15 protein-coding genes are annotated in these 18977 nt (G+C 33.6%); 8 read left to right on the forward strand and 7 right to left on the reverse strand.

The features are described from left to right. Positions 1-160 precede the first annotated feature (160 nt). Positions 161-2107 carry a DNA topoisomerase (ATP-hydrolyzing) subunit B gene (gyrB, locus tag ACFFVB_RS14770; protein ID WP_382383945.1) on the reverse strand — a complete coding sequence of 649 codons (1947 nt, stop codon included), beginning with the start codon at positions 2105-2107 and terminating at the stop codon, positions 161-163. A gap of 697 nt (positions 2108-2804) precedes the next feature. Between gyrB and ACFFVB_RS14775 the strand changes: the two genes are divergently transcribed. After that, complete coding sequence (locus ACFFVB_RS14775) at positions 2805-3740, forward strand: 3-keto-disaccharide hydrolase (RefSeq protein WP_382383947.1); 936 nt, start codon at positions 2805-2807, stop codon at positions 3738-3740. 554 nt (positions 3741-4294) lie between these two features. Here ACFFVB_RS14775 and asnB read toward each other — a convergent pair. Next, positions 4295-5968 (reverse strand): asparagine synthase B, encoded by a 1674-nt coding sequence (asnB, locus tag ACFFVB_RS14780; protein ID WP_382383948.1) that lies wholly within the window; start codon positions 5966-5968, stop codon positions 4295-4297. A gap of 239 nt (positions 5969-6207) precedes the next feature. On the opposite strand from asnB, the gene ACFFVB_RS14785 reads away from it, so the two are divergent. Next, on the forward strand, positions 6208-6744 hold the full coding sequence (locus ACFFVB_RS14785) for a DUF2911 domain-containing protein (protein ID WP_382383949.1): 537 nt from the start codon (positions 6208-6210) through the stop codon (positions 6742-6744). 88 nt (positions 6745-6832) lie between these two features. Here the strand turns inward: ACFFVB_RS14785 and ACFFVB_RS14790 are convergent, their stop codons facing one another. Continuing rightward, entirely contained in the window at positions 6833-7462 is a 630-nt protein-coding gene (locus ACFFVB_RS14790) for a 7-carboxy-7-deazaguanine synthase QueE (protein ID WP_382383951.1), read from the reverse strand. 104 nt (positions 7463-7566) lie between these two features. Between ACFFVB_RS14790 and ACFFVB_RS14795 the strand changes: the two genes are divergently transcribed. The 6 genes from ACFFVB_RS14795 to rluF are packed head-to-tail and all read left to right on the forward strand — an operon-like array spanning position 7567 to position 12624. Further along, positions 7567-9072: a helicase HerA-like domain-containing protein gene (locus ACFFVB_RS14795; protein WP_382383952.1), complete on the forward strand. Its 1506-nt coding sequence runs from the start codon at positions 7567-7569 to the stop codon at positions 9070-9072. Positions 9073-9118: 46 nt separating this feature from the next. Next, on the forward strand, positions 9119-9670 hold the full coding sequence (locus tag ACFFVB_RS14800; protein ID WP_382383954.1) for a hypothetical protein: 552 nt from the start codon (positions 9119-9121) through the stop codon (positions 9668-9670). Positions 9671-9680: 10 nt separating this feature from the next. Then, positions 9681-10652, forward strand: coding sequence for a YitT family protein (locus tag ACFFVB_RS14805; RefSeq protein ID WP_382383955.1), 972 nt, complete (start codon positions 9681-9683; stop codon positions 10650-10652). A gap of 6 nt (positions 10653-10658) precedes the next feature. Beyond that, the gene (locus ACFFVB_RS14810) at positions 10659-11021 is read left to right on the forward strand and encodes a cupin domain-containing protein (RefSeq protein ID WP_382383956.1); all 363 of its coding nucleotides are present in this window, start codon (positions 10659-10661) and stop codon (positions 11019-11021) included. Continuing rightward, positions 11021-11848, forward strand: coding sequence for an alpha/beta hydrolase (locus ACFFVB_RS14815; protein WP_382383958.1), 828 nt, complete (start codon positions 11021-11023; stop codon positions 11846-11848). Before ACFFVB_RS14810 ends, ACFFVB_RS14815 begins: the two co-directional genes overlap by 1 nt. Before the next feature lie 20 nt (positions 11849-11868). Continuing rightward, complete coding sequence (rluF, locus tag ACFFVB_RS14820; RefSeq protein ID WP_382383960.1) at positions 11869-12624, forward strand: 23S rRNA pseudouridine(2604) synthase RluF; 756 nt, start codon at positions 11869-11871, stop codon at positions 12622-12624. 7 nt (positions 12625-12631) lie between these two features. Here rluF and ACFFVB_RS14825 read toward each other — a convergent pair whose 3' ends face one another. The 4 genes from ACFFVB_RS14825 to ffh form a co-directional block, all read right to left on the reverse strand. Next, positions 12632-13246 carry a DNA-binding response regulator gene (locus tag ACFFVB_RS14825; RefSeq protein WP_382383962.1) on the reverse strand — a complete coding sequence of 205 codons (615 nt, stop codon included), beginning with the start codon at positions 13244-13246 and terminating at the stop codon, positions 12632-12634. Positions 13247-13262: 16 nt separating this feature from the next. After that, positions 13263-16313 carry a ligand-binding sensor domain-containing protein gene (locus ACFFVB_RS14830; protein WP_382383964.1) on the reverse strand — a complete coding sequence of 1017 codons (3051 nt, stop codon included), beginning with the start codon at positions 16311-16313 and terminating at the stop codon, positions 13263-13265. Between the two features lie 134 nt (positions 16314-16447). Next, positions 16448-17332 carry a bifunctional 5,10-methylenetetrahydrofolate dehydrogenase/5,10-methenyltetrahydrofolate cyclohydrolase gene (locus ACFFVB_RS14835; protein ID WP_382383965.1) on the reverse strand — a complete coding sequence of 295 codons (885 nt, stop codon included), beginning with the start codon at positions 17330-17332 and terminating at the stop codon, positions 16448-16450. 183 nt (positions 17333-17515) lie between these two features. After that, a complete protein-coding gene (gene ffh / locus ACFFVB_RS14840) occupies positions 17516-18844 on the reverse strand; it encodes a signal recognition particle protein (protein ID WP_382383967.1) in 1329 nt (442 codons plus the stop codon). Between the last annotated feature and the right edge of the window lie 133 nt (positions 18845-18977).

The raw sequence follows: 18977 nt of genomic DNA on the forward strand, positions 1-18977 counted from the left end.
CAATTCACACAAATTACAATGCGAATTATCATAACATTATAAATTAAACTTACCTACTTTTAAATTTATTGTATTTTGATACATTCAATATTTTTCAATACTGGTTATATCCTATAAAAAAGCACCTAAAAATAAATTTCAAGGTGCTTTTAGTTATTAGTTATGCATCAATTTTAGCGTATACTGCATTCTTTTCGATAAACTCACGACGAGGTGGTACCTCATCTCCCATTAACATAGAGAAAATACGATCGGCTTCTCCACCGTTATCAATATTTACTTGTCTTAATGTTCTGAAACTAGGATTCATTGTTGTATCCCAAAGTTGCTCGGCATTCATTTCTCCAAGACCTTTGTAACGTTGAATCGCTGCACCTCCAAATTGTTCTACCAGACTATCACGTGCAGCATCACTCCAAGCATATTCTTTTTTAGCTCCTTTTTTAACTAAATATAAAGGTGGCGTTGCAATGTAAATATGTCCGTTTTCAATAAGCTCTTTCATGTATCTGAAGAAGAACGTTAAGATTAAAGTTGCAATGTGACTACCATCGATATCGGCATCACACATAATCACTACTTTATGATAACGTAATTTTGAAAGGTTAAGCGCTTTACTATCTTCTTCGGTACCAATGGTAACACCTAAAGCTGTAAATATATTTTTGATCTCTTCGTTTTCGAAAACTTTGTGTTTCATAGCCTTCTCTACGTTAAGAATTTTACCACGTAAAGGTAAGATGGCTTGAAATGCACGGTCACGACCTTGTTTAGCCGTACCACCTGCCGAATCTCCCTCGACAAGGAATACTTCACACTTAGCAGGATCTTGCTCAGAACAGTCACTCAATTTCCCAGGTAAACCACCAATACTCATTACGGTTTTACGCTGAACCATTTCACGAGCTTTTTGAGCTGCGTGTCGTGCTTGTGCTGCAAGAATCACTTTTTGAACGATGGTTTTAGCATCTTCAGGGTGTTCCTCTAAGTAATCGGTTAACATTTCTGAAACAGCTTGACTTACTGAAGCAGAAACTTCTCTGTTACCTAATTTTGTTTTTGTTTGTCCTTCGAATTGCGGTTCTTGAACTTTTACCGAAATAATTGCTGTTAAACCTTCACGGAAATCATCTCCAGAAATTTCGAACTTCAATTTATCTGTTAATCCAGAACTATCTGCATATTTCTTTAACGTATGTGTTAAACCACGTCTAAAACCTGAAAGGTGAGTTCCCCCTTCATGCGTATTAATATTGTTTACATAAGAATGTAAATTCTCTGCATACGATGTATTATAAATCATCGCAACCTCAACAGGGATATCATTTTTTTCACCTTCGAAAGCAATAACTTCTGTAATGATTGGTTCACGGTTTGCATCTAAGAACTTTACAAATTCTTTTAAACCTTCATCAGAATGAAATGTTTCACCTTCAAATTCACCATCCTCTTTTACGAAACGTTTATCAATTAAATGAATTGTAATACCTTTATTTAAATAGGCTAATTCACGTAATCTACTTGCTAAAGTATCATAACTATACTCTAATGTTTGTTTAAAAATTGTTGAATCTGGTTTAAAAGTTACAACTGTACCTCTTTTATCAGTATCACCAACTTTCTTTACAGGATATATTGCTTTTCCTCTTTCATATTCTTGCTCCCAAATTTCGCCTTTTCTATAAACAGTGGCTTTTAAGTGCTCCGACAATGCGTTAACACAACTTACACCAACACCGTGAAGACCTCCAGAAACCTTGTAAGAATCTTTATCGAATTTACCACCTGCACCAATTTTAGTCATTACAACTTCAAGAGCAGATACACCTTCTTTTTTATGTAAATCTACAGGAATCCCACGACCGTCATCTTCAGTAGTAATCGAATTATCTTCATTTATAGTAACACTAATCTTGTTACAATGACCAGCTAAAGCTTCATCTATAGAGTTATCTACAACTTCATAAACTAAATGGTGCAAACCTCGTACACCAACATCTCCAATGTACATGGAAGGACGCATACGCACATGTTCCATTCCCTCAAGGGCCTGGATACTATCTGCAGAATAATTATCCTTATTAAATTCTTCTCTTTTCTCGCTCATTATTTTGAATACGTTTTAATTCTATTTATGGCATAAAAAAAAATGATGCAAAGCGCATCATTTTCGATACAAACAAATATACAAATTAATAAGCTGTTTTAAAAGCTTATTACGAATCTAGGCTTAAAATTATGAACATTTGTTAATTAGAAAAAACACGCTTAAAACGGCTTAAAATACGCTTAAACTAAATTACGCACTGTTTTAACACTATGTTAAAAATGTAAAAACACAAAAATCTCTGAGAATCGAGATATTGAAGTCTTCAAAATATTAAATTATGTTCTATATAGACTAATAAAAAGGAGACTAAAGGTTATTTTATAATCGAATTCGAAACTTTTGAATGAATACTAGAGCAGAGATAATAAAAAACAGATCTAATATGCAACAAGTCGCTATAGTTGCCAGAGATGGGCTCTAACATTGCTAATACAAATAAGGTGCAATTTCAATTCTCTCATACCTTTAAAATGAGATTGTAGTTTTATGTTTCACTACACAAATTTATTTTCATCAAGAAAAATCAAGATGACTTCACAAAATCGTTAATCAATAACGAAATTAAACCCCTATTTAATTATTAATATCATATTATAATGTTGTTTTTTTCGAATTTGAAAACATTTAATTTTTTGTTAAGAAACATAATTTAAATATTACTTTATATTTACTTACTTATCAAATATAAAACAATATGAATACTATTAAAACAGTTGCTTTCCTATTTCTAATGGCTTTTAATTTAACACTATTACAAGCTCAAGAAGGTCATTCTCTGGAAGGGAAATGGAATTTAACTATCGATCAGGAAGGAAACGAGTTACCATCTTGGCTAGAAATTAGACACTCAGGTTCTAAAGCATTAATTGGAAGATTTACCTACGCTATAGGTAGTGCTAGACCTATAGCCGAAATAGAAAAACATGGAGACATATTCTCTTTCGAGATTCCACCACAATGGGAACCAGGTGCTTCTAACATGGTTTTTACAGGAAAAATGAAGGATGACCAACTTCAAGGAAAGATGATTTATGTGAATGGAAAAACGTACTCTTGGACCGCTACAAGAGCACCAAAGCTAGCATATTACGACAATCCTAAAGAAGGAAAAACCATTAAACTTTTCAACGGGAAAAATTTAAATGGATGGGTAATCAAACCAGGAAATCAATGGGAAGTAGTCGATGGTATTTTAACTAGTCCAAAATCTGGTGTAAATTTAGTTTCTGAAGAGAAATTCAAAGATTTTAAATTACATACAGAATTTCGTATTCCTGAAAAAAGCAACAGTGGTATTTATTTAAGAGGTCGCTACGAAGTACAAATTGCAGATAATATTGGGTTAGAACCTTCTTCTATATATTTTGGAGGAATCTATGGCTTATTAATTCCAAATGAAAACGCAGCAATGAAGGCTGGTGAATGGCAAAGCTTTGATATTACTTTAATTGGTAGACGCGTAACTATTGTTGCCAATGGAAAAACCATTATTTCTAATCAAAATATTGACGGTATGACGGGTGGTGCTTTAGACAACAATGAAGCAGAAGCTGGACCAGTTTTAATTCAAGGTGACCATGGTTCTGTAGAATTTAGAAAACTAGAAATTACGCCATTAAGCAAAAGTTAATTACAATACATAAAGAGTAAAAAAAAGCCTTCAATACATGAAGGCTTTTTTTAGTTCTTATGCCAAAATCGAGAAGTTAAATAAATGCTAAACAACCTTTATAAATGAATATTAATAAGCCCCGAATATAGAGGTATTAAAACCTCCAAGCCATACTTATCCCATGCGGCTGTATCTATAAGCATAATACATAGTATTACAACTTAATAACACCTCACAAAATGAATCCAACTCCAGACACTATTAACACTTATCAGAAGTAGACTCCGTAATTATCAACTCAAATTAAGCCCCACATATAATCACTGCCTAATTTAGATTCCCCCTTTTCCATACGTTGATTAAGTACAATATACTTTCTACTATAAAAACCCACATAAACCTTATGCCACCCTGTAGGTAATCCTTAAAACTCATTATAGACGTTTAAATATTAACTATTCAAAACAAAAAAAAGTAGTTGCAAGCTCACTACGTCTAATTTCCCTATAGAAAATCCCCGTAAGCAAACCTGCAACTACTCTTTTATTGCAAGACCGTAAAAAAGTGTCTAATTAAGCTTTCCCATAAGCATCTGCATGCACATTTGCAACAGCTCTACCACTTGGGTCGTTCATGTTTTTAAATGCTTCATCCCACTCTAATGCAATTTTTGTACTACATGCTACACTAGCTTCTTGTGGCACACATAATGCAGCCGCATCACTAGGAAAATGTTCTGCAAATATAGAACGGTAATAGAATTCCTCTTTACTTGTTGGTGTTTGTAATGGGAACTTATATTTTGCGTTTGCTAATTGTTCATCCGAAACCTCAGCAGCAACAACTTCTTTTAATGTATCAATCCAACTGTAACCAACACCGTCACTAAATTGTTCTTTTTGTCTCCATGCAACACTTTCAGGAATCATATCTTCAAATGCCTTACGAACTACCCATTTTTCCATGCGTTCTCCGTTAATCATTTTATCTTGTGGGTTGATACGCATTGCAACATCCATAAATTCTTTATCTAAGAATGGCACACGACCTTCAATACCCCAAGCCGCTAAACTTTTGTTTGCACGTAAACAATCGTACATATGAAGTTTACTTAACTTACGAACTGTTTCTTCGTGAAATTCTCTAGCGTTTGGTGCTTTGTGAAAGTATAAATATCCTCCAAATAATTCATCTGCTCCCTCTCCAGACAATACCATTTTAATACCCATAGATTTAATAACACGAGCCATTAAATACATCGGTGTACTGGCACGAATTGTAGTTACATCGTAAGTTTCAAGGTTATAAACAACATCTTTTATAGCATCTAATCCTTCTTGAATTGTAAATTTAATTTCGTGGTGAATTGTTTTTATATGATCTGCAACTTTACGTGCAGCAGCTAAATCTGGAGATCCTTCTAACCCTACAGAAAAACTGTGCAATTGCGGATACCAAGCATCAGACTCATCGTTACTTTCGATACGTTTCTGAGCATATTTTTTAGCGATTGCAGATGTTACTGAAGAATCTAATCCTCCAGAAAGCAATACACCGTAAGGCACATCAGACATTAACTGTCTGTGCACGGCAGCTTCTAAAGCTTCTTTTATTTCAGCAATACTTGTTTCGTTATCCTTTACAGCATCATATTCACTCCATTCTCTATTGTACCATTTTACGAATTCCCCATCTTTACTAGACATATAATGTCCTGGAGGAAATAATTCGATTTTAGTACACTGTCCCTCTAGAGCTTTTAATTCTGAAGCAACATAGAACGTTCCGTTTTGATCCCATCCGACATATAAAGGAATAATTCCCATATGATCTCTAGCTACAAAATACTCGTCTTTTTCAACATCATAAATTGCAAAACCAAAGATTCCGTTCATTTCATCAACAAAATCAGCTCCTTTTTCTTTGTATAAAGCTAAAATAACTTCACAATCAGATTCAGTTTGAAAATCATATTTCCCTTCAAATTGCTTACGAAGTTCACGGTGATTGTATATTTCTCCGTTCGCTGCTAGCACTAATGTACCATCAGGGCTAAATAAAGGTTGTTTCCCAGAAGCTGGGTCTACAATAGCTAAACGTTCGTGCGCCATAATAGCTTTGTCATTACTAAAAATCCCACTCCAGTCTGGACCACGGTGACGAATTTTCTTTGACATTTCTAAAATTTGAGGTCTTAAATCATCCGTTTTTTGTTTCAAATCGAATGCACATACAATTCCACACATATCTATATATTTTAAATTCTTTTTATTTTAATTCTGAAGCAAATATGAACATATCAATCACATTATAAAACTATAAATCAAAAATTGATTACAATTTGAAACAATAATTGCATTTTTTAGTTAAATACGAAACCATATCTACTAATCTGCCTTTCAAAATTTAAAAATTGTAAACTTTACTTAAAGTTACCGACCATTAGTCTATCAACGTATATATTTACACTTTAAAACAAATCATTATGAAATTATTTAGCGCATCGGCAATCTGCCTTTTAGTAGCATTTAGCTTTAACACAGCAATGACAGCTCAAAACTTTAGTAAATTAGACAAAAGTCCAATGGATGCTGCTGCATTCCCAGCGAGCTACAAAGACTCTAACAAAAAAATCAAAGTTGTTTACAGTAGACCTCAACTAAACGATCGTGAATTATACGACTTAGTTCCTTTAGGAAAAGTTTGGAGATTGGGAGCTAATGAAGCTGCAGAAATCACGTTTTACAAAGATTCACATTTTGGAGATACACCTGTAAAAGCAGGAACTTACTCTTTATTCGCTATTAGAGGAGAAAAAACGTGGACTATGATTTTAAACAAAGATCTTAACACTTGGGGTGCTTACTCTTACAACCCAGATCAAGATGTTGCACGTTATAATGCTATCGCATCTATAGACGCAGAATCTATTGAAGCATTTTCTATTGCTTTCGATGATCAAGAAACAATGTACTTAGCATGGGGAACAACTCGTGTTTCTATGCCTTTTAAAAGAAACTAGAAATAGTATATATTTAAAAAAGCGACTTTCTATAGTAATAGATAGTCGCTTTTTTTATGTCTTATAATTTCAAAACCTTAAATTTAAATTAAGGGATATTTAAATATTTATGTGTTTGCAATGACACTTTCCATCTTGGATTTGCCATAACATATTCTACAATTTCAGGAATCATTTTATCACGCTTACTCCATTCCGGTTGCATGTATAAAATACAATCATCGTTCACTAATGCCGCTTGTTCCTCTGCAAATTTAAAATCGTCACGATTAAAAATAATCACTTTCAGTTCATGCGCCTTTGCAGACACTTCTGCTGTAGGTAATTTCATTTTTTTAGGCGATAAACAAATCCAATCCCAAGTACCTGTTAGCGGATATGCACCAGATGTTTCTATATGCACCTGCAATCCTTTTTCTTTTAACTGTGTTGTAAGCGCAGTCATATCCCAAGTTAAAGGCTCTCCCCCAGTAACAACAATCGTTTTACTGTGAAGTGCTGCTTTTTCAACAATTTTAGTAGTTTCTGTTGGCGGGTGCAGTTCTGCATCCCAACTTTCTTTTACATCACACCAATGGCATCCGACATCGCAACCACCTACTCTAATAAAGTATGCCGCTGTTCCTTTGTAAAACCCTTCACCCTGAATAGTGTAAAATTCTTCCATTAAAGGCAACATTTCGCCTTTGTCTACCAACTCTTGAATCTCTTTCTTCATAACGTGCAAAGATAGTTTACAGTTTTTTGTCTACATATAAAATGTTGAAAAGATTTGAAGCCTATTCCTTCAAGATTAGTATTTTTATAAAAAAATTAAAAAACATGACCAATAACGATGCTTTTTTAGAAGAGATAATTGAAGGAAACACGTTTAAAGGCGAATTCATAACTATGGGTTCTGCAATGTTAAATGAAAAGCCTATAAAAAATGCTTTTGTAAATATTCCTTTAAAAACGTTAAACAGACATGGCTTAATTGCTGGTGCAACGGGAACTGGAAAAACTAAAACGTTACAAGTTATGGCAGAGAACCTTTCAGAAAAAGGAATCCCTGTCTTACTTATGGATATCAAAGGTGATTTAAGTGGTCTAGCAAAACCTGGTGTTAATAATGACTTTATTGAAAAACGCCATGAAAAAATTGGTCTGCCTTACACTTCTAAAGGCTTTCCCGTAGATATACTTACGCTTTCCAACCAAGACGGGGTGCGTTTACGTGCTACAGTTAGTGAATTTGGTCCTATTTTATTATCACGAATTTTAGATTTAACAGACACCCAATCAGGGATTGTATCGGTTATATTTAAATATTGCGACGACAACAAATTACCTTTATTAGATTTAAAAGATTTTAAAAAAATACTGCAATACGCGACACAGGAAGGTAAAGAAGAATTTCAAGAAGCCTACGGAAGAATCTCTACCTCATCTACCGGTGCCATATTAAGAAAAGTGGTCGAGTTAGAACAGCAAGGTGCAGACCTTTTCTTTGGAGAAACCTCTTTCGATGTAGACGATTTAACACGAATAGATGATGAAGGTCGTGGTTATATAAACATTTTACGTCTAACAGATATTCAAGATAGACCGAAACTATTCTCTACATTTATGCTGAGTTTACTTGCAGAAATTTATACAACCTTCCCGGAACAAGGAGATAGTGGCAGACCAGAATTGGTAATATTTATAGACGAAGCACACCTTATATTTAATGAAGCATCCAAAGCCCTTTTAGATCAGATTGAAAGTATTGTAAAACTTATTCGTAGTAAAGGTGTCGGCTTGTACTTTGTAACGCAAAACCCAACCGATGTTCCAGAAGCTGTTTTAGGACAGTTAGGTTTAAAAATTCAACATGCGCTTCGTGCTTTTACTGCCAAGGATAGAAAAGCAATAAAACTGACAGCTCAAAATTATCCAATTTCCGACTATTATAATACTGAAGATATTTTAACATCTCTAGGTACAGGAGAAGCTTTAGTCTCTGCCTTAGATGAAAAAGGACGACCAACACCGCTAGCAGCAACCATGATGCGTGCACCTATGAGTAGGATGGACATCTTGTCTGATAAGGAATTATCGACATTAATTTCTGAATCTAAATTGGTAAAAAAATACAATGAAACCATAGATCGAGAAAGTGCCTACGAGATCTTAAATAAAAAAATAGAACGTGCAGAAGCCGAAGTGATTCATCAAAAACAAAGTACAAAAAAAACAGCTACACGCCGCCAAAGTACAGCTATGAATCCGATTATAAAAGTACTAACAAGCGCTACATTTATTAGAAGTGTCTTCGGTATTTTAAACAAAGTGATGAAAAAATAATTACTTTCGTAGCCTCAAAAAAAATATAAAACAAGATTATCTTAAAATGAAAAAAACCATATTAAGTCTGGCTGTACTAGCCGTTACATGTTTTAGTTGCTCTACAAAAAACGACAACTTTGCAATTGCAAAAGACAGTATTGGAGAACTGACTTCAGAAACTCAATTAAAAGATTTAGAAACCGTATTTAAAAACGATTCTATCGTAAAATATGTACCCGGAGGAGAATTTACGGTAAGTATTGATGAAATTGAAATCTTTGAAAAAGGAGGTTCTAAAATGCTAACATTATCTCCTGCTAATGTCATGGATTCTACGTCTGTAATTAAAACGGTTCAAGTTTTCGATCCTCGATACAAATCAGACAAAGGTATCTCTGCGCTTAGTACATTTAAAGACATTCAGGATAATTATAAAATTTCTAGTGTAGACAACTTGATTAACTCTGTAATCGTTTCTGTTAACGAATTAAACGCTTCGTTTACTATAGACAAAAAAGAATTGCCATCGAATTTAAGATTCGATATGTCTTTACATATCGAAGCTTCACAAATTCCTGACACAGCTAAAATTAAATATTTCTTCTTAAACTGGTAAGCTACAACCTATGACTTCATTTGTCTCTAGACTTCTTATTATTATTGCTCGAAAAAAACTCGAGACAGATGAAACTGCAAATCCTGCAAGTTTAAAACAAATTCTGCCCCTAGTAAGGACGCTCCATATAGAGCTTAGTCATGCTATAAAAGAAATTATATTTATTGCGATAGGTGTGGTTTCTGCTGGATTTGGACTAAAAGGTTTTTTACTTCCAAATCGATTTATCGATGGTGGCGCAACAGGAATTTCGCTATTGTTAGAAAACTTAACAAATATATCTTTAGGTTATTTATTACTAATCGTGAATTTGCCTTTTTTAATTTTAGGCGCGAAAACATTCAGTATAAAATTTGCTATAAAGAGTATTATCGCCATTTCATTTCTAGCCTTTGTGGTTCATAATGTAGACTATCCAACCATAACAGACGACAAATTATTAATTTCAGTTTTCGGAGGGTTCTTCCTCGGTTTAGGAATTGGTATGGCAATGAGAGGTGGTGCCGTAATAGACGGAACAGAAGTATTAGCCCTTTTTATAGGTCGTAAATTTTCGATGACTGTAGGCGATGTTTTACTTTTAATAAACATTATTATTTTCTCTTTCGGAGCTTATATTCTATCTATAGAAACTGCACTTTATGCTATATTAACGTATATGTCTGCAGCGAAAACGGTCGACTTTGTTATTGATGGGGTTGAAGAGTATGTCGGTGTTACTATAATTTCCAATAAACACGAGGAAATTAGAATTATGGTTACTGAAGAATTAAGACGTGCCTGTACAATTTACGTCGGAAAAGGTGGTTATAATCAAGAAGGTGGTGCCGAAGAAAAAGATATCATATATACAATTGTAACCCGATTAGAATTAGCAAATCTAGAAACAGAAATTGCTAAAATTGATAAAAAAGCTTTTATTATTATGGGTGTTGTAAAAGATCTGAAAGGTGGTATGATTAAGAAAAAACCTTTAAAATAACTGCATATGAAAAAGTACACACTTATTACAAATCCATTTAGCATACCAACAACAGATGGTAAAGTTATAAAAGAACATTTTGGAAATGCAACTACTGGCGATTCTAATATTAGTATTGCACATATGGTAGCACCTCCTGGATGGCACGAGCCTTTTCAAACTCCAACATTTGATGAATTCACATTTATTATCAAAGGTAAAAAACAATTTATTATTGAAGATGAGGTGGTTATTCTAGAAGCTGGTCAATCTATAAAGATTGAAAAAAACACTCGTGTACAGTATTCTAATCCATTTGAAAATCCGTGTGAATATATTGCGATTTGTACACCTGCATTTTCTATGGACGCTGTAAACAGAGAGGAATAATGAAAAGCCTGTTAATTAAATCTGTTGGAAATTACATTAACTTACTTAGCTACTTCTCGAAGCCGTATGCGGCTAACAAGGCATTAAATTTATTTACTAAACCTAGAAAAGGTCGTGTTCAAGATTGGCAGGTCGATTTTTTAGAGACAGCTTTTAATGAAGAGCTTTTTTATAAAGACCAACCGATTATGACCTATCGTTGGTTAGGTAAAAAAGGCACCATTTTATTAGCTCATGGTTGGGAAAGCAATTCATATCGATGGAAACCTCTAGTTCCAGAATTATTAAAAAAAGGTTATGGCGTAGTTGCATTAGACGCGCCAGCCCATGGTCGTTCGGGAAATAAAGAATTTAACGCCCTTATTTATGCCGAATATATAAACGTTGTAGCAAAACGTTTCAAACCAGAAACTATTATAGCACATTCTGTTGGAGGCATGGCAGCAACGGTTTTCCAAAACAAGTATCAAGCCCCTAGTTTAGAAAAATTCATTCTATTAGGAGCACCTTCAGAGTTTAAAGATATCATTAGCAGATATGTTATCATGTTGGGCTATAACACACGTATTTCTAATCAGTTAAACAAAACAATTCTTAAACGTTTTGGAGTTGCTCCAGAAGCATTTTCTTCTGCTAAATTTTTAGAAAACAATAAAACTAAAGGATTAATTATTCACGATAAAAGTGATACAATTATCCCGTATAACGATGCTCTACTTATTAAAGACAGTTACAAAAACAGTGCTTTAATCACAACAGATGGTTTAGGACATTCTTTAAACGACGCCTCTGTAAGAGATCATATTTACACCTTCTTAGAAGACTAAACTTATCGTATATTTGCCACATGGAAATGGAATTAAAACGAATCAATAAATATTTAAGTGAAGTAGGTTATTGCTCACGTCGTGCAGCAGATAAACTTATTGAAGCTGGGCGAGTAACAATTAACGGTGTTGTTCCAGAAATGGGGACCAAAGTTAGTCCTACCGATGTAGTTGCTGTAGACGGCGAATCTGTTGTAAATACAAAAACAGAATCTGTCTATTTAGCATTTAACAAACCTGTAGGGATTGTTTGTACTACCGATACTCGTGTAGAAAAAGACAATATTATTGATTATATAAATTACCCAAAACGTATTTTTCCAATTGGTCGTTTAGACAAACCTAGTGAAGGTTTAATTCTGCTTACAGACGACGGAGATATTGTAAACAAAATTCTACGTGCAAGTAATAATCACGAAAAAGAATACATTGTTACTGTAGACAAACCGATTTCTCAAACCTTTATTGAGCGTATGTCTAATGGTGTACCAATTTTAGATCGTGTGACTAAAAAATGTAAAGTTGAAAAGTTAGGAACTTACGAATTTAAAATTATCCTTACTCAAGGATTAAACAGGCAAATTCGTAGAATGTGTGAGTATTTAACGTACGAAGTAGAGACTTTAAAACGTGTTCGAATTATGAACATTAAATGTGATATGCCAATTGGTGAATATCGCAATATTACGAAAGAAGAAATGAAAGAATTACAAGCCTTAATAGGAGATTCTACAAAAACATTTTCTCCTGCTCATCCTCCTAAAAGACGACAATAATCAAGGACTAAAAAACGTGATCTAAGTTTGTTGTCATAGTAAAACTGACCAGCTCACCAATCGTATTTAAATTGAGTTTTTTCTTTATGTTTTTTTTATGCTGATCTACAGTATGCTGAGAAATATTTAAGCACTTACCAATTTCTTTACTTGTTTTCCCAGTAGCGACCACCAATAAAATCTCTTTTTCCCGTTTTGTTAAGCCTTCGAGTTTATTTATATTTTCTTCGACTGCGATATAGCCTTCTTCCTTTTTCTTAAAATTTAAATCAGCTAGATCTATTGTCATTCTCAACTGCAACTCATTAAAAGGCTTTAACAAATAAGCATACGGCACTGTTTCCTTAGCTCTATTTAATATCTCCGAGTTATCATAGGCCGTTAAATATACCACAGGCACTTCTTTGAGCTGCATTAATTCTTCTATAATTTCGATACCATCCTTGACATCGTTTAAATTAATATCGCAGATAATAATGTTGAAATCATGTTTAACGAAAGCCGTTTTTGCTTCTAAATAATTCCGTGCAGAAATGACCTGATTCTCGCCCTCTTTTTCTAAGGATTTTTTTATATCCATAGCGACAATTAACTCATCTTCAATTAATAAAATCTGTTTCATTTTAATCGGTTTTTAATTAACAGGGTAATTGTATTACATTCTTTACACCATATACAGCAGACACTTCTATTGTGCCATTTAATTGATGTACCATCGTTTTTACTAAATCTAATCCCAACGAAGTATCACAAATCTTTTCCAGTTCGTATCCTACACCATTATCCGCTATTATAATTTCTAATTGTCCTTTAGACAAAGAGCATTTTATGTTTAAAACATGTGCTTCACTATACATTTTAAAGGCATACTTATAGGTGTTTGTAATTAATTCGTTTAAGATTAAACCCAGCAATGTCGTATTTACTTCACATTTACATTCAGGCTGTAAATCGAATTCAATTTTAAATTTCTGGGTATTCTGATCTGACAGTAAACTCAAGATTTTATTTGAAAACTCCTTTAAAAAAACAGGAATATCTATAATACCTTTATTCGAAGTTAAGTCATTCTGGATATAAGATATGGTTAAAATTCTATTCTTAGCTATATTCAAGATATCTTTCACCTCTTGTTCTTCTATATTTTTAGCCTGCATATTTAGTAAACTAGAAATAATTTGAAGATTATTTTTAACACGATGATTTAACTCTTTCATTAAAAACTCAATATTATCTTTCTGATCTACCATAACAGCGTGGGAAGAATTTAATTCTTTATTCTTACGAATTAAATCTTGAGTTCTAGAATTAACCAAAGCTGTTAATTTTAATTTGTCCCGTTTTAACATAGACGTTTTAAACTTGTAATACCCAATCCCGGAAAACAAGAACAGACCGACTAGCATTACTTTAAACCACGTTTCTAAATACCAAGGCGGAACAATAATTAATTGCACCGTTTTAAATTTTGTATTCCACGCACCGACATCGTTAGACGCTTTTATTTTTAACGTATAATTTCCAGGGTTTAAATTGGTATACGTTACATTATTCTTTTTCGCTGGCGGACTCCAATCTTCATCGAAATTATCTAACTTATATTGATATAAGCATTTTTCAGGATTAAGGTAGTTTATGGCCGAGAAATTGAATGTTAAAACATTTTCTTCACTTTTAAAAAATAACGTATCCTTAAACATTTCGTTACGTTTTATAGGCTGACTAAAAAGGGCAACAGACTCTAAATACACATTAGGCAAGAACGGATTATCTACCACCTTATCCGGATTTATAATATTAAAACCGTTTATTCCACCGAAATACAACAGCCCTTTATCATCTTTATAAAACGATTTCCCATTAAACTCATTATCCTGTAAACCGTCTTCTTTGGTGTAATTTTTAAAAGTTTTATTTTCTGGATTAAACACTGATAATCCAAAATTTGTACTCATCCAAATTTTACCAGTATTATCTATTACAACACCATAAACAAAGTCGTTTGGAAACCCCTTCTGCTTAAAATACAATTCTGAAGTATGGTTTTTAGTATTTATATGCGTTAAGCCAGAACTTGTCCCAACCCATAAATCACCCTGACTATCTTCCGAAATTGAGAAGACACGATTATTCGTTAATTTTAGATTATCGCTTTCACTATCGGTAAAATGATGAATAATAGTATTGGATTCAATTTGATAAAGTCCGTTATCGGTTCCCAACCAAATGCATCCTTTAGAATCAATAATTGCGGATCTTGCGCGATCAATTTGTAGACCATCAAATAAAACTGGAGTAAATAGCTCTGAAATCATATCAAATTCGTTAATACCACCAGACCAGGTAAAAATCCAAAGTTTATCTTTAGAAACCTGAAGAATTTTTAGTATTTCATCATCAGACAAACTGTTGTTGGAATCACTATGTTTCCATTGCTGAAACTTATCGGTTACGGCATCATATTTCATTAAACCATCCGAAATACCTCCAGCCCAAAGCACGTCATTTTCGTCTTTACAGAAGTCATAAGTAATGCCTCCTTTCCCCGTATCGTATAAATAATATTCCCGCGTATTCAAATTATATTTAACAGTTCCGGCATAAGTACCTAACCATAATGTGGAATCGTTAACCTTTTGAATTGGAAATACACTTATACGCTGACTTCCATATAAATCAGGCAACTCTACCCTATGACTTTCAAATTTATTCTGAAATTTATTATGGTGAAATACGCCTTCGCCTTGCGTACCGAACCATATATTACCCTGCTTATCCTCCAACACTTGTGTAAACGCCACAGAAGTATAATGTTTATTTTCCTTTACATTTTCAAAAATGATGGTTTTAAAACGATCTGTTTTAGCATTATATTTTAATATTCCATTCTTTGAAATCACATAATATTCAGAATCATTTATTTTATAGAATCCAACAACTTCCGTTGTAATCGCTGTTTTAGTAAGACATCCTTCAGATTTATTATAAACCTCAACACCATCTTCCGAACCAATAAAAATCTGGTTTTTAGTATCAATAAAACAGGACGTATTCTTACGTTCATAATCTAATAATGATGAAATGGTATAATCGCTTAAATTGAGTTGTAACACTCCGGACTCTTTAGTCGCCAACCAAATAATATCTTTTTTAAAACTCAGTATATCGTCTACACGATTCTCTATGGATTCATTGGGAAGATTTATAATTTTACTCGTCTTGAGGATTCTGTCGAATAAAATAATGTGATTTTTTACGGAGAATAATAACAAATCATTATTAATCTGAAAGGCACCGTACGCATTATTTAAGTCTACTTTATTAGGTATCGGTAACAACGAAAAAAATGTATTTTCTGAACGTTTATATCCTTGAATTCCTTTAGAATTTGTTGCAATCCAAAGTGTATCTTTTACCGATAACAAACCCCGAATATGGTCGTCTGAAATTGTCGTACTATCATCTGGTTTGGCAACATAGTTTTTAAATTCGTAACCATTAAAACGGTGTAAACCATCCTCTGTTCCAACCCATAGATACCCCATATCGTCTAAAGCAAGAGCGGTTGTATTTAATTGTAAAAGCCCATGTTCTTGCCCTAAATAATTAATTTGTAACGTTTCTGAGTTTTGTCCATTTACATTACTAATTCCGAACAGAAATAGCAATAGGACATATTCAATTCTCAAATACCTGTAAGCGTTTTGGTTAGTTAGGTTACTAAAGCTAATAAAAAAAACGACACTGATAAAGTTCTGACAAAAAAATAAGCATAACTACGTAGTGTAATTATGCTTATTATTATCTATTTTCAAGAGTTGGCTTATGCCTTAACGCGATGTCTTTCACATGCCAATAATGTATTTTTCAACAACATGGCAATAGTCATCGGACCAACACCACCTGGTACTGGAGTAATATAACTAGCTTTTTTGCTCACGTTAGCAAAATCTACATCACCTGTAATTCTGTATCCTTTTTCTTTTGTATCGTCCGCTACACGGGTAATTCCAACATCTATAATTACCACATCGTCCTTAACCATTTCTGCTTTTAAGAAATTAGGAACACCTAAAGCCGAAATAATAATATCTGCCTGAGATGTGATTTGTGTAATATTTTTTGTATGACTGTGTGTAAGTGTTACTGTAGAGTTTCCTGGAAAACCTTTTCTTCCCATTAAAATACTCATTGGGCGACCTACAATATGAGAACGACCAATAACGACCGTATGCTTCCCACTCGTTTCTACACCGTAACGTTCTAGTAACTCTAAAATCCCGAATGGTGTAGCAGGAATAAAAGTAGTCATATCTAACGCCATTTTACCGAAGTTAGCTGGATGAAAACCATCTACATCTTTATCCGGATTTACAGCTAATAAAACCTTTTGAGTATCAATTTGATCTGGTAAAGGTAATTGAACAATATACCCATCGATTTCAGGACTATCGTTTAGTTCTTTTATCTTATCTAACAGCTCAACTTCACTCGTTGTACTAGACATTTTAACTAATGTAGATTCGAAACCCACGCGTTCACAAGCACGAACTTTACTTCCTACATAAGTTAAACTAGCACCATCATTACCAACAATAATTGCTGCTAAATGTGGAACTTTTTCACCTTTAGCTTTCATTTTCTTTACTTGCTCGGTGATTTCATCTTTAATATCGTTACTAACCTTTTTTCCGTCTAAAATTGTCATGTTTTTATTCGTCTTCAGTTTGCAGTTTTCAGTCTACAGTTTATTAATTACATTCCAAACTTACTTGGATTACTAATCCTAAAATGGATTAGTCTTAATATTTATATTGTTACAATTGATTTTCTTTAGTGAGGCTTTAATTCAGTTAAACAATGAACTAACAACCAACACCTAAAAACCAATTTATTTCATATTTTTCATGGCTTGCATCATTCGTTTTCCGCCACCGCCTTGCATCATTTTCATCATTTTGCTCATTTGGTCGAACTGCTTTAACAACTGATTTACTTGTTGTACAGACGTCCCCGAACCTTTACCAATACGTTTTTTTCTACTCGCATTAATAACTGAAGGATTTGTACGCTCATGAACAGTCATAGAATGAATAATCGCCTCGATATGTTTAAAAGCATCATCGTCGATATCGATATCTTTCATCATTTTTCCAGCACCAGGAATCATTCCAACAAGGTCTTTCATGTTCCCCATTTTCTTGATTTGCTGAATCTGACTTAAGAAATCATCGAATCCGAATTGGTTCTTTGCAATCTTCTTTTGAAGCTTTCTTGCTTCCTCTTCATCAAACTGCTCTTGAGCACGTTCAACAAGAGAAACAACATCTCCCATTCCAAGAATACGATCTGCCATACGAGATGGATAGAAAACATCGATAGCTTCCATTTTCTCACCTGTACCAATAAACTTAATGGGTTTATCGACTACTGATTTAATAGAAATTGCAGCTCCACCACGCGTATCACCATCTAATTTTGTAAGAATAACACCGTCAAAATTTAAAACATCGTTAAATGCTTTTGCTGTATTTACGGCATCTTGACCTGTCATAGAATCTACAACAAATAACGTTTCTTGTGGTTGAACGGCTTTATGAATTTCAGAAATTTCGGCCATCATCGCTTCATCTACAGCTAAACGACCTGCGGTATCAATAATAACCACATTGTATCCGTTTGCTTTGGCATGAGCAACACCCGCTTTTGCAATAGCAACGGGATCATTATTTCCTTTATCACTAAAAACATCAACATTAATCTGACCTCCAACTACATGTAATTGATCGATTGCCGCAGGACGATACACATCACAGGCCACCAATAAAGGTTTCTTTGTTTTTTTAGTTTTAAGGTAGTTTGCTAATTTTCCTGAGAACGTAGTCTTACCTGAACCTTGTAAACCAGACATTAAAATAATGCTAGGTGTACCAGACAAATTAATACCTTCGGCATCTCCTCCCATTAATTCGGTTAATTCGTCTTTAACGATTTTAACCATTAATTGACCGGGTTGTAATGCTGTTAATACATCCTGTCCAAGTGCTTTATCTTTTACTCTATTAGTAAAATCTTTAGCGATTTTAAAGTTAACATCGGCATCTAATAAAGCACGACGTACTTCTTTCAAGGTTTCTGCAACATTAACTTCCGTTATACTTCCATGTCCCTTAAGAACGTGTAACGCTTTATCTAACTTCTCACTTAAATTATTAAACATAAATTTTCATCAAATTTTAAGAAACGCAAATTTAATGATTTGATGTGTATTAATGAAGATTTGACCCATAAAAAACTAAAGACGATTAATTAGCGTTAAAATTCTGCTTTTTACGTCAATAAATCGAGACTAA

Origin of the sequence: Formosa undariae, assembly GCF_042427615.1 — a bacterium.
GTDB lineage: Bacteria > Bacteroidota > Bacteroidia > Flavobacteriales > Flavobacteriaceae > Formosa > Formosa undariae.

Coding starts and splice junctions, on each gene's coding strand:
- gyrB (WP_382383945.1), bottom strand. CDS start 2,107: ATGAGCGAGAAAAGAGAAGAATTTAATAAGGATAATTATTCTGCAGAT.
- ACFFVB_RS14775 (WP_382383947.1), top strand. CDS start 2,805: ATGAATACTATTAAAACAGTTGCTTTCCTATTTCTAATGGCTTTTAAT.
- asnB (WP_382383948.1), bottom strand. CDS start 5,968: ATGTGTGGAATTGTATGTGCATTCGATTTGAAACAAAAAACGGATGAT.
- ACFFVB_RS14815 (WP_382383958.1), top strand. CDS start 11,021: ATGAAAAGCCTGTTAATTAAATCTGTTGGAAATTACATTAACTTACTT.
- ACFFVB_RS14805 (WP_382383955.1), top strand. CDS start 9,681: ATGACTTCATTTGTCTCTAGACTTCTTATTATTATTGCTCGAAAAAAA.
- ACFFVB_RS14835 (WP_382383965.1), bottom strand. CDS start 17,332: ATGACAATTTTAGACGGAAAAAAGGTTAGTAACGATATTAAAGATGAA.
- rluF (WP_382383960.1), top strand. CDS start 11,869: ATGGAAATGGAATTAAAACGAATCAATAAATATTTAAGTGAAGTAGGT.
- ACFFVB_RS14810 (WP_382383956.1), top strand. CDS start 10,659: ATGAAAAAGTACACACTTATTACAAATCCATTTAGCATACCAACAACA.
- ffh (WP_382383967.1), bottom strand. CDS start 18,844: ATGTTTAATAATTTAAGTGAGAAGTTAGATAAAGCGTTACACGTTCTT.
- ACFFVB_RS14825 (WP_382383962.1), bottom strand. CDS start 13,246: ATGAAACAGATTTTATTAATTGAAGATGAGTTAATTGTCGCTATGGAT.
- ACFFVB_RS14795 (WP_382383952.1), top strand. CDS start 7,567: ATGACCAATAACGATGCTTTTTTAGAAGAGATAATTGAAGGAAACACG.
- ACFFVB_RS14790 (WP_382383951.1), bottom strand. CDS start 7,462: ATGAAGAAAGAGATTCAAGAGTTGGTAGACAAAGGCGAAATGTTGCCT.
- ACFFVB_RS14800 (WP_382383954.1), top strand. CDS start 9,119: ATGAAAAAAACCATATTAAGTCTGGCTGTACTAGCCGTTACATGTTTT.
- ACFFVB_RS14785 (WP_382383949.1), top strand. CDS start 6,208: ATGAAATTATTTAGCGCATCGGCAATCTGCCTTTTAGTAGCATTTAGC.